This is a genomic window from Variovorax sp. P1_G12 (genome assembly GCF_056405555.1).
In genome coordinates this window covers 242,393-264,873 of the sequence record NZ_JBFUBW010000002.1, presented here as the reverse complement: position 1 = coordinate 264,873, position 22,481 = coordinate 242,393, and the positions used below count along the sequence as shown (strand labels likewise).

The following is a 22,481-nucleotide window of genomic DNA, read 5'->3' as shown; positions in this document are numbered from 1 at the left end:
GACCTTCCCTCTCAGCGCCAGCCCGCCGCCTTCAGCTTGTCGGCCAGTTGCTGCGCCACCACCGCGTAGCCTTGCGCGTTCGCATGAATGCGGTCCGACCGCAGTGCCGCATCCGACAGAACGGCGGCGTACACGTCCGGTATCAGAAGCACCTTCTCGGCCTTCGCCACCACTTCGTAGAAGCCGGCATCGCTGAGGGAACCGACGGTCGCGCGCAGCGGCTCGGGCGCGGGCGTCGCGATCACCGCCACGTAAGGCGTGTGCGCGAGTGCCATGCGCACGATCGCCGCCACGTGGTCCGTCGTGGTCTGCTGCGAGATGCCGCGCAGCATGTCGTTCCCACCGATGCCGACCAGAACCGCGTCGTAGCTGTTCATCGCCAGCAATGCCTCCAGGCGCTGCAACGCACCGGCGGAGGTGTCGCCACTGACGCCTTCATTGTCGACCTGCCAGCCCGTCAATTGCGCCAGTCGCGTTGGCCAGGCCTGCTCGGGCGTGGCGCCATAGCCCATGGTCAAGCTGTCGCCCAGCGCCAGGACACGCGCATCGGATTTCAGCGCCGCAACAGAAGGCTTGCGCTTGCCGCAGGCCGAAAGCGTCAAGGCCGACTGCAAGCCGGCCAGCATGAGAAGGTGTCGTCGATTCATTTCAATCCGGATCTGGAGGTTCACCGCATCGGGAGCCATTGAGGTCGAGCTTGGCGGCCATCATGCCGTGGTCGGCAGTCGGCCGGCCACTGGCCGACCTCGACCGAAAAAGGGTTTCCAAGGCGGCGCCATCGTCGTAGGATAAGACGCTAGGGGCGGGCGCTTGCCTCCGTCCCTGCGGTGGAGAAGTGCCATGCCTACGTACCAGTATCGTTGCACAAAGTGCGGCGAGGTTTTCGAGCACATCGAACACGTCGCTGAGCATGAGACTGCTCGCTTGCGTTGCCCCAAATGCGACAGTGAGGCCGTTCAGCATCAGCCGACGCAGTTCTTCGCAAAGACCTCCAAGAAGAGTTAGGCCAGCGCATTGACGGCAACTGCGAACCATCGATTGCGACTTGTGATCGGGCGCGAATGAAGAAGACGCTGGTGCTGGTGATCGGGTTGGAGCCGGACCTGGTCGACTTCAGCACGATGCCGGACATGAACGCAGACAAGGTTCGCTCTGGGCTTGGGGCGGACCAGGCAAGACTTGCCGCACTGGGCTATGAAGCGGAACTCTGCCTGACGGACCTCGGGGATACGGCTGCAGATGTGGTTGCCCGGAAGCTCTCCGAAAAGCCGTTCGACTGCGTGGTCATCGGTGCGGGCATCCGGGCCATCCCCGCTTACTTTCTTCTCTTCGAGCAACTGGTCAATGTGGTGCATCGAGCTGCACCTCAGGCCCGAATTTGCTTCAACACCAAGCCGAGCGACACCGCCGAAGCCGTCCAGCGTTGGGTATAGCGCTGCGTATCGCAGGATGTGCCGAGTTGGCGCTCCAGCCGGGCGACCCCGTCCGTGGAATGGGTGGTCGCCGGGATTCTCGACGATTGTGCAGGGCCGCTCCCCACGCCTTCTAGGGTAAACCCCCAACTAGTTGGCATTGCAACTAGTTGATATGGCAATCACAATCACGTCCAGCCTGAGCAGGAACCACGGCCGCTGCACAGGCAGACCCACAACTGGAGACCACGATGAAACTCAACCGTCGCGCCATTGCGTGTGCACTCTTCGCCTCAGCAGGGCTGTCGCTCGCCGCACCCCAGGCCATGGCGCAAGCCGTCAAGGTCGGGATCATCGGACCCTTTTCGGGGCCGTTCGCGCACTACGGGTCCCTGTTCAAGGCTGCCGCGGAAAGCTATGTCGCCAGCCAGGGCGGCAAACTGGCCGGCAAGGACATCGAGTTCATCTACCGGGACACCGGAGGACCCAATCCAAGCCTGACCAAGACCCTGGTTCAGGAGTTGATCGTCAAGGACAAGGTGGACTACCTGGGCGGGTTCGTGTTCACGCCCAATGCCATGGCGGTGGCGCCGCTGATTCAGCAGTCGCAGACGCCGACGGTCATCTTCAATGCCGCGACTTCGGCCATCACCGAGAAGTCCGAGTTCTTCGTCCGCACGAGCTACACGCTGTGGCAGGTCACCGTGCCGGCCGCGCAATGGGCGGCGAAGCAGAACATGAAGAAGATCGTCACGGCCGTCACCGACTACGGGCCCGGCATCGACGCCGAGACGGCCTTCAAGAGCGAGTTCACCAAGCAGGGCGGGACGGTGGTCGAGAGCATCCGCATGCCGATGGCCACCACCGACTTCGGCCCCTTCGTGCAGCGCATCAAGGCGAGCGGCGCGCAAGCGGTCTATACCTTCCTCCCCGGCGGCCCACCCAATTTGGGCTTCGTCAAGGCCTACAACGAGAACGGGCTGGCCAAGGCCGGCGTGCAGTTCCTCGGAAGCGCCGAGACCGACGAGTTCGACCTGCAGAAATTCGGTGCCGCCGCGCTGGGCCTGACCACGGCCTTCCACTATTCAGGCGCGCACGACTCGCCTGAGAACAAGAAATTCGTCGACGCGCTGAAGAAGCGGGATCCGAACGCCGTCGCCAACTACGCATCGGTCGGCGCTTGGGACGGCATGTACGTCATCCACCAGATGATCGAGGCGACGGGCGGCAAGAAGGACGGTGCCAAGGCGCTCGCCGCCGCCCGCACCCTCAAGTGGGAAAGCCCCCGTGGACCCGTGAACATCGATCCCAAGACGCGTCACATCGTGCAGAACGTCTATCTGCGCAAGGTGGAGAAGGTGGGCGACCAACTGGTCAACAAGGAGCTGCAGAGCTTCGGGCCCCAGACCGACTTCGGCCTGGAGAAGTGAACTCCTGTCCGCATCGCATCCCCTGAGTTCCGTCCCGTGAACACTTTCCTCAACATCCTGATCGACGGGCTGGCCTACGGCATGGTGCTGTTCGTCATTGCCGTCGGCCTGTCGGTGACGCTCGGTCTGATGCGCTTCGTCAATCTGAGCCATGGCGCCTTCGCGATGGTGGGCGGCTACTGCGCCGCTCTCCTGACCCGCGAAGCCCAATGGAGCTTCTGGCTTGCCGTGCCCGCGGCCATCGTGGCGACGGGTTTGCTGGGCGCCGTGCTCGAGCTGCTCGTGCTGCGTCACCTGTACCGCCGCAAGGAACTCGATCAGGTGCTGTTCACGATCGGACTGAGCTTCGTGCTGATCGCCGCCACCAACGCGCTGGTCGGCCCCCAGGTGCAGATGATCCCGCTGCCGCCTTTGCTGGCGGGCTCGGTGGATCTGGGCTTTCGCACGCTGCCCACCCAACGCCTGCTGGTCATCGCTGCCGGCTGTGCAGTGGCCGCCTTGACGGCCTGGACGGTCACACGCACGCGCTTCGGTATCTGGCTGCGTGCGGCCGTCGACCACAGTGGCACCGCCTCGACGTTGGGCATTCCCATTCGGACGGTGCAATGCGCGAGCTTCGCCGCCGGGGCAGCCCTGGCCGGCCTGGGTGGCATTCTGGGCGCCGAGCTGATGCCGCTGGAGCCCTACTACGCCCTCAAGTACCTGGTGCTGGTCCTGGTGGTCGTCGCGGTGGGTGGCATGGGCAGCATCACCGGCTCGCTGGTTGCGGCCGTGCTGCTCGGCGTCATTGAAACCGCCAGCAAGTACCTCGCCTCGGAATGGGGAAGCCTTTTCTTCTTTGTTGCCATGGCCGCATTGCTGGCCTGGCGTCCCGATGGCCTGCTGAAACGATGAACACCATGACGACAACGCCGGCGCTCGCGGTGCCGCCGCAGCAAGCCGCCGCTCCGCGCTGCGCGCCGGCCTGGCGCGCGCCCGCTGCGCTTCTCGTGATCGGCTTGTCGACCTGCGCCTGGATGCCGGAGCAGCTGGGCCTGCTGACCCGCATCTTCATCACCGCGCTGTTCGTGCTGTCCCTGGACCTCGTGGTGGGCATCGCCGGCCTGGCGACCCTGGGCCATGCCGCCTTGTTCGGGATGGGCGCCTATGCCGCGGGCATCTTCGCGCTGCAGGTCCACCCCGACCCCTTGATCGGCCTGGCAGTCGGCATCGCCGCCGGCGCGGGCCTGGCGCTGCTGTCGGGCGCGTTCCTGCTGCGCTACCAGGGCTTCACCTTCCTGATGCTCACGGTCGCGGTGTCGCAGATCCTGCTGAACCTGGCGCAAAAGGCGCGCGACTGGACGGGTGGCGACGACGGCTTGTCCGGCTTCGTCATGGGGCCTGTGCTGGGGCGTTTTGCCTTCGATCTCGAGGGTCGGGTCGCGGCCCTCTATGCGCTGGCCGTGCTGGTGGTTCTCTTCTACGTCGCGCGCCGGCTGGTCGATTCGCCGTTCGGCCTCGCCGTGCGCGGCATCCATGAGAACCGCGCCCGGATGGCGGCGCTGGGCACTCCGGTGTTCGCACGGCTCCTGGTCCTGTACACGGTCGCCGGCGCCGTTGCCGGTGCCGCCGGGGCGCTGTCGGCGCAGACCAATGCGGTCGTCGGCATGGACAGCCTGTCGTTCGCGCTGTCCGCCGAGGCACTGGTCATGCTCATCCTCGGCGGGGCAGGGCGGCTCACCGGCGCGCTGGTCGGCGCTGCAGTGTTCACGCTGCTGCACCACACGGCGGCCTCCATCAATCCCTACCACTGGCTGTTCGTGGTCGGCGCCTTGCTGATGCTGGTCGTCCTGGTGTCGCCGGCCAAGGCCTGGGCCTGGCTGCGTCGCCGTGCCGGAGGTGTGCGATGAGCGTCCTGCTCGAGCTCAAATCCCTGGACAAGCGCTTCGGTGGCCTCCACGTGACACGTGGTGTGTCGTTTGCGCTGAGCGCCGGCGACCGCATGGCGCTGATCGGTCCCAACGGTGCGGGAAAGACCACGCTGGTCAATCAAATGAGCGGCGTCCTGGCCTCCGACGCGGGCGAAATCTGGCTCCGCGGCGAGAACGCCACGCGGCTGAACCAGGCCCAGCGGGTGCGCGCCGGCCTGGCCCGCACCTTCCAGATCACGACGCTGGCGCCGCACTTCGCGGTGCAGCGCCAGATCGAGCTCGCGTTGTTCGAGCGCGAACGGTTGACCGGCGGGATGTGGCGCAGCATCGATGCGTACCCCACCCTGCAAGCGGAGGCACGGGAGATCCTCTCTCGCTTCGGCCTGAATGCGCATGCAAGCACAGCGACGCAGGACCTTGCGTATGGCGAGCAGCGCCTGATCGAGATGGCGCTGGCACTGGCGCTGCGGCCCAAGGTCCTGCTGCTGGACGAGCCGATGGCCGGTGTCCCCAAGGGCGATGGCGCGCGCCTGCTCGCGGCACTGGACGCACTGCCGCGAGACCTGGCCGTGCTCATCATCGAGCACGACATGGACCTCGTGTTCCGCTTCGCCAACCGCATCCTGGTGCTGGCCGACGGCGCGGTGCTGGCCGACGGCTCCCCCGACGACATCCGCCGCGACCCCATGGTGCGGGCAGCCTACCTGGGAAACTGAACATGGCGAGATCGATCCTCAAGCTCGAGGGCGTGGTGGCGGGTTACGGTCCCACCACCGTATTGAACGGCCTGTCATTCGAAATGGCGGATCAGGAGCGCCTGGCGATGGTCGGGCGCAACGGCGTGGGCAAGACCACCGCGCTGCGAGCCATCATGGGCCTGGTGCCGCTTCGCAGTGGCCGGATCACGTTCTGCGGGGATGACATTTCGGCGCTTGCGCCGCACCAGCGTGCGGACCTCGGCCTGGGCTACGTGCCGCAGACACGGGACATCTTTCCATCGCTGACCGTCGAGGAAAACCTGTTGGCCGGCCTCAAGCGGCGGCCGCGCGGGGCGCTGGACGAGGCCTACGCCCTGTTCCCGCGGCTCGCCGAGCGTCGGCGCAACGGGGGCACCCAGCTGTCGGGTGGCGAGCAGCAGATGCTTTCGGTCGCCCGGGCCCTGCTCGGCCGGCCCTCGCTGCTTCTGCTCGACGAGCCCCTGGAGGGCCTCGCGCCGCTGATCCGGCAGGAGTTGCTGCGCGCCTTCAGCAACCTGAGCCGGGAGACCGGCATTGCCGTCGTCATCGTCGAGCAGCAGGTGGACGAGGCGCTGGCTTACGCGGAGCGTGCCCTCATCCTGGACCACGGGACGGTGGTGCACAACGCCGACGCCGCATCGCTGTTGGCCGACCCGGAGACGCTCGAGCGCTGGGTCGGCATGGCCGTGCACTGAGCGGCCGCCGAGCATTGCAACATGACCGATCGCACACTCAGCACCGTCGCTGCGCCTCAGGCAAGCGCTGCGCCGCACACGGTGAACCTGGAGCGCTACGTTCCCGCCTATCTGACCTGGATCGCCAACAAGCTGTCGCGCGGTGCCTCGCAGCACTACCTCGGGACCTTCAACGTCGGCATCGAGACCTGGCGTTGCCTCGTCTTGCTGGCGACCGAGGGTGCGATCTCGGCGCAGCAGGTGTCGGTCGTCATCGGCATGGACAAGGGCTCGGTCAGCCGCTGCTTCAAGAGCATGCAGGAAAGCGGGCTGATTCGCACCGAGCTCGACGGTGCCGATGGCCGGCTTCGCCTCGCGGCGCTCACGTCCAAGGGGCGGCATCTGCACGACCAGATGATGGGCATGGCATTGGATCGCGAACGCGCCTTCCTGTCAGTCCTGGAAGACAACGAAGTGGAGGTGCTGCTCGGATTGCTGCGCCGCCTTCACGCAAACCTCCCGGCGGTGGAAGCCTCCACGCAGGACTACGTGCGCACGCGATTCACAGGGCAGCCGGCCGACTGCGGCGAAGAGGCGATGAAACTCCATGACGAATGAATTGATGGTTCGTGTCGCTCGGCGAGTCGAAGAGGCAGACGGCATCTGCAGTTTCGAACTCGTGCCGGTCGACGGGGACGCGTTGCCCGCTTTCTCGGCCGGCGCGCACATCGACGTCCACGTGGCGCCTTCGCTGATACGCCAGTACTCCCTCAGCAACGATCCTTCGGAGCGAAACCGCTATCGCATCGCGGTGTTGCGCGAGGCGCAGTCACGCGGCGGATCAGCCGGCATGCACGAGCGGGTGCAGATCGGCGACCTCCTGCGCGTGAGTTCGCCGCGCAACCATTTCCCCCTGGCAGAGGCTGCGCGAAGCCTGCTGCTGGCAGGCGGTATCGGCGTGACGCCGATCCTGGCAATGGCCCGCGCCCTGCACGCCTGCGACAGGCCTTTCGAGATGCACTACTGCGGCCGTTCCGCGAGCCGCATGGCCTTTCTCGAAGAGATCGGGGCGGCGGGCTTCGCGAGCCGCGTGGCGCTCCATGCGGACGACATTCCCGAGCAGAAATTCGATGCGCAGCGCGTGCTGGCCAACCCTTCCGATGGCACCCACCTCTACGTGTGCGGACCGACCGGCTTCATGGACCATGTGCTGGAGACTGCCAGGCGGCAGGGCTGGCCCGAAGGGCAGCTGCATCGCGAATACTTCGCCGGCGTTGACACCGCATCGGCAACCGACGAGAGCTTCGAGGTGCGCGTTGCAAGCACCGGCCTGAGCTGCCGGGTGCCGGCCGGCAAGACCGTGATCGAGGTGCTGGCGGCGCACGGCGTGGAAGTGCCGACATCCTGTGAAGCCGGCGTTTGCGGGACCTGCCTGACGCGTGTGCTGGAAGGCACCCCCGATCACCGCGACACCTTCCTGACCGATTCCGAGCGCGCGGCGAACGACCAGTTCACGCCATGTTGTTCGCGAGCCCTGTCCCCGCTCCTGGTGCTCGACCTTTGAATTGCCACTCTTCCCCCCAAGGAGAATCTGAATGACGACGACCTGCATTCCCATCAAGAACGTGACCGAGAACGCCGATGCCAGTCGCTTTCTACTCGACCAGTGGTATGTGGCAGGCTTCTCGTCCGAACTCACGGACAAACCCATTGCCCGGACCTTCCTGAATCAGAAGGTGGTCCTCTTCCGCACGGGTGATGGGCAGGTCGCGGCGCTGGAAGACCGCTGCTGCCACCGTTCGCTGCCGCTGTCGTGCGGGACGGTCGAAGGCGCTGGCGTGCGCTGCGGCTACCACGGCCTCCTGTACGCACCGAATGGGCAATGCATCGAGATTCCCGGCCAGGAGCGCATCCCGGCCAAGGCCAGGGTCAAGGCCTACCACGTGGTCGAGAAGAACCAGATCATCTGGATCTGGATGCCCCGGGATGAAGCCGCCATGCCGGTGCGCCCAGCGCCGGACTATCCGTTCCATGACGACCCTCGCTTCAAGTTCGGCAGCGGCAACTACCACTACAAGTCACCCTGGCAGCTGATCCACGACAACCTGCTCGACCTGAGCCACCTGGGCTATGTCCATCTGCAGACCATCGGTGGTGACGCCAAGCTGCACATGAACGCACCCATGAAGGTGTCATCCGAAGGCGAGCAGGTCAAGGTCGTGCGCCTGATGCCCAATTCGTCGCCACCGCCGACCTACCGCGCCGCCTGGCCCTTCGGCGAGAAATGTGAGCGCTGGCAGGAGATCGAATTCGATCTCACCCACCTGCGCATCTGGACCGGTGCCGTGGAGCCGGGCACCGACGCCATCGACGATCCCAAACGCGGCGGCTTCCACATGCGCGGCTTCCACGGCATCACCCCGGAAACCGACGAGACCTGCCACTACTTCTGGAGCATGGCCAGCACCAAGCACCCGGACATGCCGGAGAACATCGACGCCGTGATTCAACAGACGGCTTTCACGTTCGACGAGGACCGCACCGTCATCGAAGCGCAATACCGGAACATGCTGGAGTTCGGCGAGAGGGCAACCTGGACGGACATCCACGTCGATGCGGGCGCGAACAGGGCAAGGCGCATCGTCGCCGAGTTGCTCAAGAAGCAGGCCGCAGCGGGCGCGATCGAAGCCTGACGGCTTCCCGGGGCGGCTACAGTGGCGCCAGCAACTCCAGTCCTCATTCGATGCCTCGTACCAAGACCACTTCCGCGCGCAAGACCCCTTCCAAGGCAGCAAGGGGCGACGTTGTCGATCTGGACAACTACGCGCCCGCCTATCTCAGCTGGATCGCCAACAAGCTGTCGAGCGGGGCCTCGCAGGCCTATCTTGCCGCGTTCGATGTCGGGATCGAGAGCTGGCGCGTCCTGGTGCTGCTCGCGATCGAAGGGTCCATCTCGGCGCAGAAGGCCTGCGGCATCATCGGCATGGACAAGGCCTCGATGAGCCGCTGTTTCAAGAGCATGCAGGCGCGCGGCTTCATCGAACTCGCGCTGGATCCGCAGGACGGACGGGCGCGAATCGCCACGCTCACGCCGTCCGGCCGCGCCATTCACGATCAGATTCGCGACATCGCGATGGAGCGCGAGCGGGCCTTCATGTCGGTACTGACGGTGGCCGAGCGCAAGGTTCTTCTCGACCTTCTGCGCCGTCTGCATGAGAATTTGCCGGCCGTCGAGGCTGCGACGCGCGATCATCTCGGTCGACATCACCCCCATGCGTTGCGGCGCCGCGGTGCCAAGGGGACCGGGTCTTGAACGCCTTGGTGGCCGCCGGGGGCTGCCAGGCTGCGACGTCTCAACAATCGGGGGGATGCCACGCATCGCACGCGGCGGCACAGTGAGCGGGTTGTGTTCGCGGGAGGAGCGTATGGATTCGATTGTGTCGCTGGGTGTCGTCGCGATTGCCGTGGCGGGTGGATGGCTCTGGGAGATCGTCGCCCACCGTGAGTCCAGCCGGCTCGATCGAAAGCTCCAGCGCCAGCTCCGACAGTCCGCAGACACGATTCGGGAATCGACACTTCAATAGGAGTTTCTGGCACGGTGCGCAGGCAACCAGTCCGCCAAGCCGTTCCCTGCACGACGTCAAGATTCGCTTGCCGCGTTCCTCGGCCTGCCGGACCTGGGAGGGTCCGGCGGAGCCATAACGTTTCGCTGAATCGCTGTCACACGACACGGGCCCTTCCTGTGGTCGGCCGGACATGAACAATGCCAATCCCTACGGGTCAAGGCTCGAAGCCGCCTTGTCCGACACGCGGGGGATCATCGTGCCAAAGGGCATGGACGAGGCTGCGTATTTCGAGCGCATTCGCTCAAGGATCCGCGAGCACGCCACCTGGGCGGAGTTGGTCTCGGCCACGGTCGGAAGCCGGACCGCAGACGCTCAGCCTCGCGCCTCGCCCAGACGCCGCTTGGGCTGGGGCAGCGCGGGCGCCTGGCCCAGCAGGCCCAGCACCACCTGCAACGCCATCGCGACGGCCCCGACGATGAACACCACGTCGCCGAAGGTGCGCACCCAGCGCAGCGTCTGCAGCAGCGGTTGCTGCATGAAGTCCTCGCTGCGCGCGTACCACAGGCCCTGGCTCACGCTGGCGTGGAACTGGATGATGCCGATCGGCAGCAGGCTGGTGAAGATCATCAGCACCAGGCCGGCGTTGAGGCCCCAGAAGGCGGTCTTCATGAGGGGGGCGCTGAACGAGTAGTGAGGCCGCAGGTAGCGCAGCACCAGCAGCGTGAAGCCCAGCGCGAGGAAGCCGTAGACCCCGAACAGCGCGGCGTGTGCATGCACCGGCGTGGTGTTCAGGCCCTGGATGTAGTACAGCGACATCGGCGGGTTGATCATGAAGCCGAAGACACCCGCGCCCAGCATGTTCCAGAAGGCAACGGCGACGAAGCACATCAGCGGCCAGCGCAGGTTTTCCATCCAGGGCGCGCGGGCCTTCAGGCGCCAGTTCTCCCAGGCCTCATGGCCCAGCACGATCAGCGGCACCACCTCCAGCGCGGAGAAACTCGCGCCGACCGCCATCACCGGCGTGGTGGTGCCGGCGAAGTACAGGTGATGGAAGGTGCCGGGAATGCCGCCCAGCATGAAGAGCGAGGCCGAGGCCAGGCTGGCCGCCGTGGCCATGCGCACCGAGACCAGGCCGAGGGTGGAGAAGATGAAGGCCAGCGCCGTGGTGGCGAAGACCTCGAAGAAGCCTTCCACCCAGAGGTGCACCACCCACCAGCGCCAGTACTCCATCACCGAGAGGTGGGTGCGTTCGCCGTAGAACAGGCCCGCGCCGTAGAACAGGCCGATGGCACCGACCGAGGCGGTGAGCAGCGCCAGCAGGTTCTTGTCGCCGCCCTTCTTCAGGAGGGCCGGCACGACGCCGCGCAGCATCAGCACCAGCCACAGCAGGATGCCGATGTACTTGCCGATCTGCCACAGGCGTCCCAGGTCCACGTACTCGTAGCCCTGGTGGCCGAGCCAGAAATTCCATTCGGGTGGCATGACCTGCGCGATCGCCAGGTAGTTGCCGGTGAAGGAACCCACGACGACGGCGACCAGTGCCCAGAACAAAACGTCCACGCCCAGGCGCTGGAACTTCGGATCCTTGCCGCCGTTGATCAGCGGCGCAAGAAACAACCCCGCGGCGAGGAAGCCGGTGGCGATCCAGAACAGCGCGGCCTGGATGTGCCAGGTGCGGGTCAGCGCATAGGGGAACCAGCGCGAGACGTCGACGCCGTAGAACTGCTGCCCCTCGACCGTGTAGTGCGCGGTGAAGCCGCCGATGAACACCTGGAAGATGAACAGCGCGACGACCAGGAACAGGTACTTGCCCAGTCCCCGCTGCGAGGGCGTGAGGGCGAAGGTGGTGAGCGGGTCGCGCGCACCCGCGGCGGGCAGCGGCTCATCGTGATCGCGCAGGAAGGCCCAGCCCCAGACCAGAAATCCCACCCCCGCCAACAGCACCACGACGCTGGCGACCGACCACACGATGTTCTCGCCACTCGGCTGGTTGCCGATCAGCGGCTCGTGCGGCCAGTTGTTGGTGTAGGTGACCTTCTGGCCCGGCCGCTCGGTGGCGGCGGCCCAGGCAGTCCAGAAGAAGAACTGCGTCATCTGCTGGCGCCGCTCGGCGCTGGGCAGCGTGTTTTCCTTCATCGCGAAGTGCTCGCGGCTTTTTTGGAGCGCGGGTGCGTCGGAGAACAGCTGGTCGTAGTAGGCGGCGGTCTGGGCGATGGCCTGTGCGCGGCGCTCCGAGAGCTTCAGCACCTGCGCTTCATCGACGCGATTGGCCCGGTACTCGGCCTTGAGCTGCTCGCGCAGCCCGGCTTGGGTGGGGCCGTCGAGCGCCGTGTAGGCCTTGCCGTGTGCCTGCTGCGCGGCCAGTTCGAGCCAGGCCGTCAGCTCGCGGTGCAGCCAGTCGGCCGTCCAGTCGGGCGCCTGGTAGGCACCGTGGCCCCAGATGGAGCCGAGCTGCATGCCGCCCACCGACTGCCAGGCCGTCTGGCCGTCGAGGATGCCCTCGCGGTCGAACAGCACCTTGCCGTCTTGAGTGGCAACCTGCGCGGGAATCGGCGGCGCCTGCCGGTAGACCTCGGCGCCGTAGTAGCCCAGCAGCGAAAAGGTCACGATCAACACGCCGATCAGCGTGAACCAGAGCTTCTTGTAGGGACCCATGTCGGTCTCTCCTGGGTCAATGCACCACGGCCGGCGCAAAGCGCTCGAACAGGATGTTGTTTTCGGTATGGATGTGCGCCATCAGGTCCTGGCGGAAAGTCCGCAGGTTGGCGTAGAGCGCACGCCAGGTGGTGCAGGCCGCGCGCGGCGGCGTGATGTCATCGGTCAGTTCGGCCAGACGGCGCAGCGCGGCGCCATGTTCGTCATGCTCCATGCGCATCACCGTGATCGGCGCGGTGGCGCTGGCGCCCAGGCCGCGCGCGATCATCGGGAACAGCACGTCCTCCTCCTTGCGCATGTGGCTCTCCAGTTCCTGCGCCATGGCCACGAGGTGGTCGGCCAGGCCGCGCGGGCAGTCGGCGCGCTCGCCATGCACCTGCTCGACCCTGCGCGCCAGGCGGATCAGCTCGGGCAGCTGCTCGCGGTGCACGGCGTGGAAGCGCGCGAGGATGTGGTTGACCAGATCGGTGGCGCTTGCTTCGCCCCAGTCTTGCGCGTCGCCGGCCGCAGCGCGGCCTTCCAGCGTGCGCAGTTCCTCGACGATCGGCGCGGCATCGACGCCGGCCGCCTCGGCCGCCGTGCGCAGGGTCTGGTTGCCACCGCAGCAGAAGTCGAATTGGTGTGCATCGAAAACGCGCGTGGCGCCCGGGATGCGCCGGGCCAACTGGCCCAGGGATTGGTTCATCAGGTCCATGGAGATCTCCTTGGTGGTGGGAAAGGGTTGCAGGTCCTATGCGAACGGCATGCCAAGAAAAAGTCCTTATGAATCAATGCCTTGAAAAGTAAATGGTACATACAACCCTATTTGAAAATGGTCTCATGTACCATTTGGGGTGTTTATGACCACTGCTGCGACCTCCCTCCTTCTGCTGGCCGATCTGGTGGCCGATCTTCCGGTGGCGGTGCGCCTGCAACGGCTGGTGGGCAGCCTGCGCGCGCACTTCGGGTGCGGGGCCGTGGCGTTGCTCAAACTGGAAGAGGAGCACCTGCGTCCGCTGGCCGTGGATGGACTGGTCAGCGACGCGCTCGGGCGCCGCTTCGCCGTCAAGGACCATCCGCGCCTCGCGGCCATCCTGCAGCGGCGCGGCGTCACCTGCTTCCATCACGACAGCGTGCTGCCCGATCCCTACGACGGCCTGATCGCCGAGCGCGCCGGCGAGCCGATGCCGGTGCACGACTGCATGGGCATGGCGCTCGACGTCGAGGGCGAGCGCTGGGGTGTGATCACGCTGGACGCACTGGAGGTCGGTGCTTTCGATGCGCAGGCCCAGCGCGATCTGGGGGAGCTCGCTTGCGCCGTCGAAGCCGCGGTGCGCGTCACCCGCCTTGAAGCCGAGATCCGCGGCTTGCGCTTGTCAGGGGGCGCCTTGCCTGCCGATGCGCATGCGCCACGCGAGGACAGCGACGTCGTGGGCCAGAGCGAAGCCATCACGCAGTTGTTGCACGAGTTGCAGGTGGTCGCCGATTCCGAGCTGCCAGTGCTGCTGCTGGGTGAAACCGGCGTGGGCAAGGAACTCTTCGCTCACCGGCTGCATCGACTGTCGCGACGCGCCGGCAAGCCTCTGGTGCATGTCAACTGCGCGGCATTGCCGGAGTCGCTGGCGGAGAGCGAACTGTTCGGCCATGCGCGTGGCGCGTTTTCCGGCGCGGTGAGCGACCGGCCCGGCCGCTTCGAAGCGGCCGAGGGCGGCACGCTGTTTCTCGACGAGGTGGGCGAGTTGCCGCTGTCGATCCAGGCCAAGCTGCTGCGTACCTTGCAGAACGGCGAGATCCAGCGCCTGGGCGCGGACCGGCCGCGACGCGTGAACGTGCGCGTGATCGCCGCGACCAACCGGAGTCTGCGCGACCACGTGCGCGACGGATCGTTTCGGGCCGACCTGTACCACCGGTTGTCCGTCTATCCGATCCCGATTCCTCCACTGCGCGAGCGCGGCAATGACGTGCTGCTGCTGGCTGGGCGCTTCCTGGAACTCAACCGTGCACGCCTGGGCCTGCGCAGCCTGCGCTTGTCCATCGAGGCCGAGGACGCGCTGCGCCACTACCGCTGGCCCGGCAACGTGCGCGAACTGGAGCACGTGATCAGCCGCGCCGCGCTGAAAGCCGTGAGCCGGGGCGCGGATCGCACGGACATCGTGACTCTGGAGGCGGACATGCTGGATCTCGATGCCTTGGAAATGCCCGCCAGCGCAGGCGCACCTTTGCCTGTGGAGGCCGCGGGCGGTGCGGCCGCTTCACGCCTCGCCAGCATGCACCAGGTCGTGGAGGCCAGTCAGCGCGAGGCGATCAGGCAGGCCCTGGCCCTGCACGATGACAACTGGGCCGCAGCCGCGCGTCAGCTGGAACTGGATGCCAGCAACCTGCACAAACTGGCGCGGCGGTTGGGGCTCAAGGCATAGGGCGACGTGCTGCGCGGGAATCGAGACGCTCAGGGGGACGCCTCGGCGTCGAAGAAGCCCAGCTTCCTGGCGCGCGGCAGTGCCTTGAGCCTGAGCTCCGCTCGCAATGCATCTCCCTTGCTCGGGTATTCGCGGGCCGCCAATACCCGCACTGGAGGCCGCGCGCGCGTGAATTTGGCGCCCAGTCCGAAGACATGCTGAAAGAAGCGCTGCTCCACATCGAGCGCGATCCCCGCGTAGTACGCGCCGTCCTTGCATTCCAGGAGGTAGAGCCAGTAGGGCTTGGGTGGCGGGTCGGGCAGGGTTCGAGGCACGCTTCGATTGTGCGGCGACAATCCGCAGATGGCTCAAGGCAAGCGGATTTCGGCAGACATCGGCGGCGACGCCCTGCAGGCGATCAAGGACATGGGTGCGGCCGCCAGGCTGGCCCGTACCAGTGCCGGCGACGGCCAGGCCGCGGCTGCCGCCCGACTGGGTGTGCATGTCCAGACCATCGCCCGGATCGAATCGGGTGAACCAGGCGTCGCGATCGGGCACGTGCTGGGCCTGCTGGCGCTCTACGGGATCGCCACGCAGTTGCAGCCGCCGAAAAGCGGCGACCCGTCCGCAGCCTGAGCGGTTTCCGCCGCCGCCTATCGGACCACGTAGTACGCGGAGAATTCGCCGGCGCTGTGCGCGCAGCGCTGAAACCCGACTCGAAGCAGCCAGCGTTCGAACCGCGGGCTCGCGATGTTCTCGAGGTAGAGCACGCGCGCCTGCAGGCCGTCGCTTCCATCCAGGAAGCGCTCGATCAGCCTCGCGAAATACCCTTGGCCCCTCGCGCCCTCGGCGACGTGGATGTGGGCCAGGCAGAGGGCAGGCTCTCCGGGCGTGGAGGCCTTGAACCAGGAATAGCGCATGTACGCCTGGAGCTCGGGGCTCGTGTACCAGCGCGAGACCACATCGTGCGCGTGAGGAATGTCGGCCTCGAACTGGGCGAGCCACGCGAAGCAGACGTCCAGTTCGGCCTCCAGTTTGGTCGTGCAGTCCATGCGTCCATCGTAGCGGGCGCCAAACGGCCTCTATTGCGCTGCAGCAACAGTGGAGCGCCTGGAAATCGGTTTCTTGCCTGAGGACTTTCCCCAACCAGAAATCTCCGCTTGCGTCTCATTGGCACCCAGCCAGGCGCGGCGGCCCATGCTCACTTGCGCCAGAACGAGGGGGTCAGCAGGGCGATGAAACTCAGCATCTCGAGCCGGCCGAGCACCATCGCGAAGGTGCAGACCCACACCTGGAAATCGGTCAGGCTGCTGAAATTGCCGGCCGGCCCGACGCTGCCCAGCCCCGGGCCGGTGCAGTTCACGCTGGCCAGCACCGCGCTGAAGGCCGTGACCGGGTCGAGGTCGGTCAGTACCAGCAGCATGCTCAGCGAGATCGTGGTCACGCCGTAGACCAGCATGAAGGCCAGCACCGAGAAGATCACGCGGTGGTCGACCACCATGCTGCCGAGCGTCACCGGCTGGACCGCGCGCGGATGCACGAGGCGCGTCATCTCGCGCCGCGCCTGCTTCACCAGGATGAGCACCCGCACCATCTTGATGCCGCAGCCGGCCGAGCCTGCGCTGGTCGCCACGCCCGAGAGCAGCAGCATGAACAGCGGCGCGAACACCGGCCAGGCCAGGTAGTCGACGGTCGCATACCCGGTCGTGCTGCCGACCGAGATGGCGTTGAACACGCCGTAGCGCAGCGCATCCACCGGACCGTAGACGCCCTTCGCCCACAGCACCACCGCCACCAGCAGGCCGCCGCCGATCAGCGCAATGAGCGTGCCCCGCAGCTCCGGGTCGCGCCAGAAGCCGCGCCAGTGACCCTTTCGCATCGCGATGAAATACAGCGCGAAGTTGCAACTGGCCGCGAGCATGAAGATCACGGCCACCCCTTCGAGCAGCGGCGACTTGAAGTACGCAAAGCTCGCGTCGTGCGACGAGAGCCCGCCCAGGCTCACGGTGGTGAACATGTGCATCATCGCGTCGATGGCCGTCATGCCGCCGGCCCAGTACGCGAGGAAGCAGACCGCCGAGAAGGTCGCGTAGATTCCCCAGAGCCCCTTGGCGGTTTCCTTCACGCGCGGCGTCAGCTTGCTGTCCTTGATCGGGCCCGCCACCTCGGCCCTGAAGAGCTGGCTGCCGCCCACGCCCAGCAGCGGCAGGATGGCCACCGCCAGCACCAGGATGCCCATGCCGCCGATCCATTGCAGGAAGGTGCGCCACACGTTGATCGACACCGGCAGCTCGTCGAGCCTGGAGAGCACCGTCGCGCCGGTGGTCGTGAGGCCCGACACCGACTCGAAATACGCATGCGCGAAGTTGACCGGCCGGCCGATGCTGTCGAGCGCCCACATCAGCGGCAGCGTGGAAAACAGCGGCAGCAGCACCCAGGTCAGCGACACCAGGAAGATGCCGTGGCGCGGCTGCAGCTCGCGCCGGTGGCGGTTCAGGCCGCCCCACAACGCGACCCCGCAGACGAACGAAATCGCCGCCGAGATGGCCCACACATGGCGCAGGCCGTCGGCGTGCGTCCACGAGATGACCCACGGCACGAACATGCCGAACGAAAAGAAGCCCAAGAGCGCGCCGAGCACGCGCAACACCGGAAAGAAGTCGCTCATGGAACGAGGCCGGTGCCGTCAGAAGAAGGTGGCGCTCACGCGGAACAGCTTTTCCACGTCGCGCACCTGGCGCTTGCGCGGCACGAAGATCACGATGTGGTCATTGCTCTCGATCACGGTGTCGCCGCGCGCGATGATCACTTGGGCCGGCATCGGCGGCACCTCGCCGGCCGGGACCACGCCCGCGCCGACTTCCGGCAAGCCGCGCATGACGAGGCCGAATTGCGCCCCCTTGGGCAGCCGGATGTCCGAGATCTTGCGTCCGACCACGCGCGAGGTCTTGCGGTCGCCGCGCGCCACGATCTCCAGCGCTTCGGCCACGCCGCGGCGCAGGCTGTGCACCGCCTGCACGTCGCCCTGCCGCACATAGGCCAGCAGCTCGCCGAGCATGGTCTGCGCCGGCGACAGCGCGATGTCGATCTGCGTGCCGTGCATCAGGTCGGCATAGCTGCGCCGGTTGATCAGCGCCAGCACGCGCCGCGCGCCCAGGCGCTTGGCCAGCAGGCTGGCCATGATGTTGTCCTCGTCGTCGCTGGTGAGCGAGAGGAACAGGTCGATGCCCTCGATGCCCTCGTCCTCCAGCAAATCCTCGTCGGTGCCATCGCCATGCAGCACCAGCACGCCGGCGGGCAGTTCGGACGCGAGCTGAACGCAGCGTGCATGGTTGCGCTCCAGCACCTTGATCTGATAGTTGCGGCCGGTCTCGAAGAGCTGTCTTGCCAGCCGCAGCCCCACGCGCCCGCCACCCGCGATCATGATGCGCTCGACGTCGCGGTGATCCGCCTGGTCGTAGCGGTGCAGCGCCGACAGCACCGATTGCAGGTGCTCGCGCGCCGACAGCACGAACACCTCGTCGCCGGGCTCGATCAGCGTCTGGCCTTCGCAGATGATGAAGCGGTCGGGCTCGTTTTCGAGCCGGCGGTAGATCGCGACGATGCGCATGTCGGCACCGGGCACGCATTCGCGCAGTTCGGCGATGCTGTGGCGCACCAACGGCGCGCCTGCTACCGCCCGCACCGACACCAGGCAGGCCAGCCCGTTGGCGAACTCGCGCACCTGCAGCGCCTCGGGGTACTCGACCAGCTTGCCGATGTAGCGCGTGAGCGATTCCTCGGGGCAGATCACGCAGTCGACGGCGAAGCCCTCCTTGCCAAGGAGCGGGCTGTCTTCCTTGTAGGCATCGGATCGCACGCGCGCAATGCGCGTCGGAATGCCGAACACCTGATGGGCGACCTTGCAGCAGACCAGGTTGGTCTCGTCCTGCGCGGCGCAGGCAATGAGCATGTCGGCATCGCGCGCACCGGCTTCGGCCAGCACGTCGGGCTCGATGCCGCTGCCCACGACGCCGCGCAGTTCGAGGCGTTCCTCGAGTTCGCGCAGGCGCGCCGCATCGGTGTCGATGACGGTGATGTCATTGCGCTCCGACACGAGCGTGCCGGCCACGCTCTCGCCGATCCGGCCTGCGCCGAGGATGATGATGTTCAAGTGATGGATTCTCCCGGGACGCTTTATACGCCCGAAGGGAATCGCGCGAGAACGGTATCCACCACACCCCGATGCAGAAGCTGCCCAGGGGGCGGATTTCCTCAGGACTTCGCTTGCCTCGCAGGTTTCGACTTGGTGGAACCGTTGAGGCCGACCGCCTCGCGAACGAGCGCCTTGAAGGCGGACTCGTCCACTTCCTCTGCTTCGTGGATGTCGATCGCGCGGCGCATGTTGCCGTCGAGGCTCGCGTTGAAGAGACCGGCCGGGTCCTTCAGGGACGCGCCCTTGGCGAAGGTGAGCTTCACCTTGTCCTTGTAGGATTCGCCGGTGCAGAGGATGCCGTTGTGCGACCACACCGGGGTGCCCATCCATTTCCACTCTTCGACGACCTCCGGGTCTGCCTCTTGGATGAGCTTGCGCATCCGGGCGAGGGTTTCCCCGCGCCAGTCCCCGAGCTCGGCGATCCGTTCCGAGATGAGCGCCGAGGCCGACTGGCCTTGGCTCGCGTCCGACTTTTTCATGTTCCGATCCTGGAAGAGCCGCCCCCTGTTTGGCCTGCATTATTTCGAAGATGGGGCGTGCATCAAGTGGCCTTGGATGCAAAGGGTCTTGCACCAAAGGGCAGGCCATGCAGGGGTGCGGGGCGTTTCGCCGCACGCCGGCCGAGGTGGCACTGTCCTGCTCGTTTGGGCAGAATGTCCCACCCGTGCCAGCAACAAACCCCGCGCGCGGATTCTCCACCTGAACATCGGAGGCGATCATGGCATTCAACGGTTCGGCCATCGTGGCATTGCTGGATGGCGCTGTATCGAGGGGCGCCCTGCACGGCGTTGCGGCGGTGGTGGTCGACCGCAACGGTCCGCTGTTCCATCATGCGGCCGGCGAAGCGGGCGAGCGCACGCTGTTCCGCAACGCGTCGATGACCAAGGCAGTCGCCACGACGGCGGCACTGCAGCTGGTGGAGCAGGGGCGGCTGAGCCTCGATGCCACCGTCGAATCCATCCTTCCGGAATTCGGTCGGTTGTCCGTGCTGGACGGCTTCGACGGCGACACGCCGCGCCTTCGACCGCCGGCCAGCAAGGCCACGGTGCGCCAGCTCATGACGCACTCGGCCGGCCTGGGGTACTTCTTCCTCAACGAAAAGCTGCTTCGGTACCACGCGCTGACGGGGGAGCCCAACCCTTTGTCGGGCCTGAAGCGCAGCCTGTCGGTGCCGATGGTCAACGACCCGGGCACCGCGTGGGAGTACGGCGTCAACACCGACTGGCTGGGGCTCGTCGTCGAGAAGCTCTCGGGGCAGAGCCTCGGCAGCTACCTGCAGCAATTCGTCTATGGGCCGCTGGGAATGAATGATTCCACCTTCGCGCCCAGCGCCGAACAGCGCGAACGGCTGCTGCGCGTGATGCAGCGCCAAGGCGATGGCAAGCTCGCGCCATCGCCGCTCGACTTGCCGCCCACCTCGGAGTGGGACGCGGCCGGCCACGGCTCCTACGGCACGGTGCAGGACTATGGCCGCTTCGTGCAGGCCTGGCTGAACGACGGCGCCGGCATCCTCAAACCCGCCACCGTGCAGATGGCGCTGCAAGACCACCTCGGCCGGATCCAGCTGCCGACGCTGTTGAAGTCGACGGTGCCCGAGCTGTCGAACGACGTGCCCGCACTGCCGGTGCCGCAGAGCTGGGGCCTGGGCTTCCATCTCACGCTGGCCGATCTGCCGGGCATGCGCAGCAACGGAACCGGGGACTGGGCGGGCGTCTTCAACTCGTACTACTGGATCGACCGCGCCAAGGGCATCGGCGGGGTCCTGATGACGCAGCTGCTGCCCTTCTTCGACATGCCCGTCATCGAGACGCTCATGGGTTTCGAGATGGCGGTGTACCAGCAGGTGGGCGCGGCCGTGCCCGCGGCCTGAGTGCTCCCGCGAGGCCTCCAGGCCCTCAGACCCGCATACCGAGATCGAAGCGCCGGCGGTTCGCCCAGAGGTTGACCAGCGCGTCGAGTTCCGTCGCATAGATCGCCACCTGGGGCGGGCCGAAGGAGCCGTCGCTGCGGGCCCTGCTGCGCATGGACGCGTGCCAGAACCCATCCGAAAGCTGCCTGTGCTGGCCCAGGAATTCGCAGCCAAGCGGCGCAGCCAGCGAAAAGGCGCATCGGCGAAGGAGCATGCCATCGCTCCTCGAGCCTTCCACGCCTTTGGTCGACACGAGCATATGCACTCCGTCGTCCTGGAGGACGCTTTCTCTCGGGAGCTGGGTGAGCAGCGCCGGCGACCGGTTTGAATGTGGCTTGTCCATGCTGCCTATGTATCGGCGGCCATGAGCCAAGTTGTAGTCGGCGTGTCATGAAAAATGTGTAACCGCCGGTCTACGGCGCCGGCTTCAACGCATTCAGCAGCGAATCGGCGAACCCCTGGGGGTTCTCGCGTCCGGCCATCGCCACCGACTTGAAGGTGGTCGCGCGCGTGCGCCGCAATGGCCGCACCGTGGGCGTGGCCGACGTCGATGTGTTCGACGACAAGGACCGCCTGCTGGCGATCGGCCGCGCGTCGTACGCCACTCTTCAGTCGCCCTTGTAGCCCGAGGCCTTGATCACCGGCAGCCAGCGTGCGGCGAGGGCGTCGGTGTACTGGACGACCTCCTCCGTGGACGCGCCGGGCAGCAGGTCGTAGCCGACCCGGCCCAATTTTTCGCGCACGTCGGGCATGGCAAGCACCTTGCGCATGGCCCGGTTCCACTGTGCGATGGTGGCCGGTGCCGTGTTGGCATGGGCATAGAGCACGTAGCGCGACGAGGCCACCAGCGTCGGGTAGCCGGCTTCGGCGAAGGTCGGAACATCGGGCAGTCCGTCGGCACGCTTGTTGCCGGCCACCGCCAGCACGCGCAGTTTGCCGGCCCGGTGGTACTCGGTGAGCGTGGTCGTGGCGTCCATGCCGGCGCTCACCTGGCCGCCGAGCAGTTCCGTGACCATGGGGGCGCCGCCGCGATAGGGCACCAGGGTGGCGCCAGAGTGCGACAGGGCCACGAAGTCCATCGCCAGGAAGTGCAGCAGCGAGCCCACCGTGGTGATGCCGATCGAGCCTTGGTCGGGATGCGCCTTGGCGGCCTCGACGAACTGGGCCAGTGTCTTGATCGGCGAGGCCGCACTGACGGCCAGACCGAACTGCACGCCGGTCACGTCGGTGATGGGCTTGAAATCGGTGGCGGGATTGAAGCGCATGTTGGTGTAGATCGCCGGGCCGATGAACATCGGGTCCACGGGTGCCAGCAGCACGGTGGTGCCATCGGCAGGCGCGTTCTTCAGCGCCTCGGCGGCCAGGCGGGTGCCGGCGCCGGGACGGTTGTCGACCATGATGGTGCGGCCGAGTTCGTCCTTCAGCTTCTCCGACAGCAGGCGGCCCATGAAGTCGGCCGGGCCGCCGGGCGGGAAGGGCACGATGATGCGATTGACGCTTTGCGCCAGCGCTGCGGTCGGAAGCATGCCCCCCAGACCGAGGCCCATGGCGACAGCCGCCAGCACGTTGCGACGCGAAAGCGGGGTGGCGGAGGCGGGGTTGCGTTGACTCATCGGAA

The 22,481-nt window shown here is 66.5% G+C and carries 25 protein-coding genes; 15 read left to right on the top strand and 10 right to left on the bottom strand.

Features of this window, described 5'->3' with window-relative positions:
* Nucleotides 1–11 precede the first annotated feature (11 nt).
* Entirely contained in the window at nt 12–647 is a 636-nt protein-coding gene (locus AC1D2O_RS03400; protein ID WP_478090512.1) for a GDSL-type esterase/lipase family protein, read from the bottom strand.
* A 193-nt stretch (nt 648–840) separates the two neighbouring features.
* On the opposite strand from AC1D2O_RS03400, the gene AC1D2O_RS03395 reads away from it, so the two are divergent.
* The 11 genes from AC1D2O_RS03395 (at nt 841) to AC1D2O_RS03345 (ending at nt 9,476) form a co-directional block, all read left to right on the top strand.
* Nucleotides 841–1,005 (top strand): FmdB family zinc ribbon protein, encoded by a 165-nt coding sequence (locus tag AC1D2O_RS03395; protein WP_478090513.1) that lies wholly within the window; start codon nt 841–843, stop codon nt 1,003–1,005.
* Between the two features lie 56 nt (nt 1,006–1,061).
* Nucleotides 1,062–1,433, top strand: coding sequence for a hypothetical protein (locus tag AC1D2O_RS03390; RefSeq protein WP_478090514.1), 372 nt, complete (start codon nt 1,062–1,064; stop codon nt 1,431–1,433).
* A gap of 230 nt (nt 1,434–1,663) precedes the next feature.
* Nucleotides 1,664–2,842, top strand: coding sequence for an ABC transporter substrate-binding protein (locus tag AC1D2O_RS03385; RefSeq protein WP_478090515.1), 1,179 nt, complete (start codon nt 1,664–1,666; stop codon nt 2,840–2,842).
* Nucleotides 2,843–2,878: 36 nt separating this feature from the next.
* Nucleotides 2,879–3,736 carry a branched-chain amino acid ABC transporter permease gene (locus tag AC1D2O_RS03380; protein ID WP_478156167.1) on the top strand — a complete coding sequence of 286 codons (858 nt, stop codon included), beginning with the start codon at nt 2,879–2,881 and terminating at the stop codon, nt 3,734–3,736.
* A gap of 5 nt (nt 3,737–3,741) precedes the next feature.
* Nucleotides 3,742–4,731 carry a branched-chain amino acid ABC transporter permease gene (locus tag AC1D2O_RS03375; RefSeq protein ID WP_478090517.1) on the top strand — a complete coding sequence of 330 codons (990 nt, stop codon included), beginning with the start codon at nt 3,742–3,744 and terminating at the stop codon, nt 4,729–4,731.
* The gene (locus AC1D2O_RS03370; protein WP_478090518.1) at nt 4,728–5,468 is read left to right on the top strand and encodes an ABC transporter ATP-binding protein; all 741 of its coding nucleotides are present in this window, start codon (nt 4,728–4,730) and stop codon (nt 5,466–5,468) included. Before AC1D2O_RS03375 ends, AC1D2O_RS03370 begins: the two co-directional genes overlap by 4 nt.
* Before the next feature lie 2 nt (nt 5,469–5,470).
* On the top strand, nt 5,471–6,184 hold the full coding sequence (locus AC1D2O_RS03365) for an ABC transporter ATP-binding protein (RefSeq protein WP_478090519.1): 714 nt from the start codon (nt 5,471–5,473) through the stop codon (nt 6,182–6,184).
* 21 nt (nt 6,185–6,205) lie between these two features.
* On the top strand, nt 6,206–6,781 hold the full coding sequence (locus tag AC1D2O_RS03360; RefSeq protein WP_478090520.1) for a MarR family winged helix-turn-helix transcriptional regulator: 576 nt from the start codon (nt 6,206–6,208) through the stop codon (nt 6,779–6,781).
* The gene (locus AC1D2O_RS03355) at nt 6,771–7,727 is read left to right on the top strand and encodes a PDR/VanB family oxidoreductase (protein ID WP_478090521.1); all 957 of its coding nucleotides are present in this window, start codon (nt 6,771–6,773) and stop codon (nt 7,725–7,727) included. Before AC1D2O_RS03360 ends, AC1D2O_RS03355 begins: the two co-directional genes overlap by 11 nt.
* Before the next feature lie 31 nt (nt 7,728–7,758).
* A complete protein-coding gene (locus tag AC1D2O_RS03350) occupies nt 7,759–8,856 on the top strand; it encodes a Rieske 2Fe-2S domain-containing protein (protein WP_478090522.1) in 1,098 nt (365 codons plus the stop codon).
* A gap of 50 nt (nt 8,857–8,906) precedes the next feature.
* Nucleotides 8,907–9,476: a MarR family winged helix-turn-helix transcriptional regulator gene (locus AC1D2O_RS03345; RefSeq protein ID WP_478156166.1), complete on the top strand. Its 570-nt coding sequence runs from the start codon at nt 8,907–8,909 to the stop codon at nt 9,474–9,476.
* A 625-nt stretch (nt 9,477–10,101) separates the two neighbouring features.
* Here AC1D2O_RS03345 and AC1D2O_RS03340 read toward each other — a convergent pair.
* Nucleotides 10,102–12,384 (bottom strand): nitric-oxide reductase large subunit, encoded by a 2,283-nt coding sequence (locus AC1D2O_RS03340; protein ID WP_478092373.1) that lies wholly within the window; start codon nt 12,382–12,384, stop codon nt 10,102–10,104.
* Between the two features lie 16 nt (nt 12,385–12,400).
* Entirely contained in the window at nt 12,401–13,078 is a 678-nt protein-coding gene (ytfE, locus tag AC1D2O_RS03335; RefSeq protein WP_478092371.1) for an iron-sulfur cluster repair protein YtfE, read from the bottom strand.
* A gap of 145 nt (nt 13,079–13,223) precedes the next feature.
* Here ytfE and norR point away from each other — a divergent pair, with 145 nt between their 5' ends.
* Nucleotides 13,224–14,780 carry a nitric oxide reductase transcriptional regulator NorR gene (norR, locus tag AC1D2O_RS03330; protein WP_478092370.1) on the top strand — a complete coding sequence of 519 codons (1,557 nt, stop codon included), beginning with the start codon at nt 13,224–13,226 and terminating at the stop codon, nt 14,778–14,780.
* A 29-nt stretch (nt 14,781–14,809) separates the two neighbouring features.
* Here norR and AC1D2O_RS03325 read toward each other — a convergent pair whose 3' ends face one another.
* A complete protein-coding gene (locus AC1D2O_RS03325; protein WP_478092368.1) occupies nt 14,810–15,094 on the bottom strand; it encodes a GIY-YIG nuclease family protein in 285 nt (94 codons plus the stop codon).
* A gap of 28 nt (nt 15,095–15,122) precedes the next feature.
* Here AC1D2O_RS03325 and AC1D2O_RS03320 point away from each other — a divergent pair, with 28 nt between their 5' ends.
* Nucleotides 15,123–15,395 carry a helix-turn-helix domain-containing protein gene (locus AC1D2O_RS03320; protein ID WP_478092367.1) on the top strand — a complete coding sequence of 91 codons (273 nt, stop codon included), beginning with the start codon at nt 15,123–15,125 and terminating at the stop codon, nt 15,393–15,395.
* Nucleotides 15,396–15,412: 17 nt separating this feature from the next.
* Here AC1D2O_RS03320 and AC1D2O_RS03315 read toward each other — a convergent pair whose 3' ends face one another.
* From AC1D2O_RS03315 to AC1D2O_RS03300, 4 genes are all read right to left on the bottom strand, one after another.
* Nucleotides 15,413–15,811, bottom strand: a complete 399-nt coding sequence (locus tag AC1D2O_RS03315) for a hypothetical protein (RefSeq protein WP_478092364.1) — start codon at nt 15,809–15,811, stop codon at nt 15,413–15,415.
* Between the two features lie 149 nt (nt 15,812–15,960).
* Complete coding sequence (locus AC1D2O_RS03310; RefSeq protein ID WP_478156165.1) at nt 15,961–17,427, bottom strand: TrkH family potassium uptake protein; 1,467 nt, start codon at nt 17,425–17,427, stop codon at nt 15,961–15,963.
* Nucleotides 17,428–17,445: 18 nt separating this feature from the next.
* On the bottom strand, nt 17,446–18,912 hold the full coding sequence (gene trkA, locus AC1D2O_RS03305) for a Trk system potassium transporter TrkA (protein WP_478156163.1): 1,467 nt from the start codon (nt 18,910–18,912) through the stop codon (nt 17,446–17,448).
* A gap of 101 nt (nt 18,913–19,013) precedes the next feature.
* Nucleotides 19,014–19,433, bottom strand: a complete 420-nt coding sequence (locus tag AC1D2O_RS03300; protein ID WP_478091625.1) for a DUF1801 domain-containing protein — start codon at nt 19,431–19,433, stop codon at nt 19,014–19,016.
* A 239-nt stretch (nt 19,434–19,672) separates the two neighbouring features.
* Here AC1D2O_RS03300 and AC1D2O_RS03295 point away from each other — a divergent pair, with 239 nt between their 5' ends.
* The gene (locus AC1D2O_RS03295) at nt 19,673–20,824 is read left to right on the top strand and encodes a serine hydrolase domain-containing protein (RefSeq protein WP_478091623.1); all 1,152 of its coding nucleotides are present in this window, start codon (nt 19,673–19,675) and stop codon (nt 20,822–20,824) included.
* 25 nt (nt 20,825–20,849) lie between these two features.
* On the opposite strand, the gene AC1D2O_RS03290 is transcribed toward AC1D2O_RS03295, so the two are convergent.
* The gene (locus AC1D2O_RS03290) at nt 20,850–21,122 is read right to left on the bottom strand and encodes a hypothetical protein (RefSeq protein ID WP_478091621.1); all 273 of its coding nucleotides are present in this window, start codon (nt 21,120–21,122) and stop codon (nt 20,850–20,852) included.
* Between the two features lie 233 nt (nt 21,123–21,355).
* Between AC1D2O_RS03290 and AC1D2O_RS03285 the strand changes: the two genes are divergently transcribed.
* Entirely contained in the window at nt 21,356–21,487 is a 132-nt protein-coding gene (locus AC1D2O_RS03285; RefSeq protein ID WP_478091620.1) for a hypothetical protein, read from the top strand.
* Here AC1D2O_RS03285 and AC1D2O_RS03280 read toward each other — a convergent pair.
* A complete protein-coding gene (locus AC1D2O_RS03280) occupies nt 21,472–22,476 on the bottom strand; it encodes a Bug family tripartite tricarboxylate transporter substrate binding protein (RefSeq protein WP_478091618.1) in 1,005 nt (334 codons plus the stop codon). The two genes, AC1D2O_RS03285 and AC1D2O_RS03280, sit on opposite strands and share 16 nt — an antisense overlap.
* Between the last annotated feature and the right edge of the window lie 5 nt (nt 22,477–22,481).

Excerpts from the sequence above, each read along its gene's own strand:
- AC1D2O_RS03360 (WP_478090520.1), top strand. The coding sequence starts at position 6,206 with ATGACCGATCGCACACTCAGCACCGTCGCTGCGCCTCAGGCAAGCGCT.
- AC1D2O_RS03295 (WP_478091623.1), top strand. The coding sequence starts at position 19,673 with ATGGCATTCAACGGTTCGGCCATCGTGGCATTGCTGGATGGCGCTGTA.
- AC1D2O_RS03385 (WP_478090515.1), top strand. The coding sequence starts at position 1,664 with ATGAAACTCAACCGTCGCGCCATTGCGTGTGCACTCTTCGCCTCAGCA.
- AC1D2O_RS03345 (WP_478156166.1), top strand. The coding sequence starts at position 8,907 with ATGCCTCGTACCAAGACCACTTCCGCGCGCAAGACCCCTTCCAAGGCA.
- AC1D2O_RS03300 (WP_478091625.1), bottom strand. The coding sequence starts at position 19,433 with ATGAAAAAGTCGGACGCGAGCCAAGGCCAGTCGGCCTCGGCGCTCATC.
- AC1D2O_RS03350 (WP_478090522.1), top strand. The coding sequence starts at position 7,759 with ATGACGACGACCTGCATTCCCATCAAGAACGTGACCGAGAACGCCGAT.
- AC1D2O_RS03390 (WP_478090514.1), top strand. The coding sequence starts at position 1,062 with ATGAAGAAGACGCTGGTGCTGGTGATCGGGTTGGAGCCGGACCTGGTC.
- AC1D2O_RS03355 (WP_478090521.1), top strand. The coding sequence starts at position 6,771 with ATGACGAATGAATTGATGGTTCGTGTCGCTCGGCGAGTCGAAGAGGCA.
- AC1D2O_RS03395 (WP_478090513.1), top strand. The coding sequence starts at position 841 with ATGCCTACGTACCAGTATCGTTGCACAAAGTGCGGCGAGGTTTTCGAG.
- AC1D2O_RS03290 (WP_478091621.1), bottom strand. The coding sequence starts at position 21,122 with ATGCTCGTGTCGACCAAAGGCGTGGAAGGCTCGAGGAGCGATGGCATG.
- AC1D2O_RS03280 (WP_478091618.1), bottom strand. The coding sequence starts at position 22,476 with ATGAGTCAACGCAACCCCGCCTCCGCCACCCCGCTTTCGCGTCGCAAC.
- AC1D2O_RS03365 (WP_478090519.1), top strand. The coding sequence starts at position 5,471 with ATGGCGAGATCGATCCTCAAGCTCGAGGGCGTGGTGGCGGGTTACGGT.
- AC1D2O_RS03400 (WP_478090512.1), bottom strand. The coding sequence starts at position 647 with ATGAATCGACGACACCTTCTCATGCTGGCCGGCTTGCAGTCGGCCTTG.
- AC1D2O_RS03320 (WP_478092367.1), top strand. The coding sequence starts at position 15,123 with ATGGCTCAAGGCAAGCGGATTTCGGCAGACATCGGCGGCGACGCCCTG.
- AC1D2O_RS03370 (WP_478090518.1), top strand. The coding sequence starts at position 4,728 with ATGAGCGTCCTGCTCGAGCTCAAATCCCTGGACAAGCGCTTCGGTGGC.
- norR (WP_478092370.1), top strand. The coding sequence starts at position 13,224 with ATGACCACTGCTGCGACCTCCCTCCTTCTGCTGGCCGATCTGGTGGCC.
- AC1D2O_RS03375 (WP_478090517.1), top strand. The coding sequence starts at position 3,742 with ATGACGACAACGCCGGCGCTCGCGGTGCCGCCGCAGCAAGCCGCCGCT.
- AC1D2O_RS03310 (WP_478156165.1), bottom strand. The coding sequence starts at position 17,427 with ATGAGCGACTTCTTTCCGGTGTTGCGCGTGCTCGGCGCGCTCTTGGGC.
- AC1D2O_RS03340 (WP_478092373.1), bottom strand. The coding sequence starts at position 12,384 with ATGGGTCCCTACAAGAAGCTCTGGTTCACGCTGATCGGCGTGTTGATC.
- ytfE (WP_478092371.1), bottom strand. The coding sequence starts at position 13,078 with ATGGACCTGATGAACCAATCCCTGGGCCAGTTGGCCCGGCGCATCCCG.
- AC1D2O_RS03315 (WP_478092364.1), bottom strand. The coding sequence starts at position 15,811 with ATGGACTGCACGACCAAACTGGAGGCCGAACTGGACGTCTGCTTCGCG.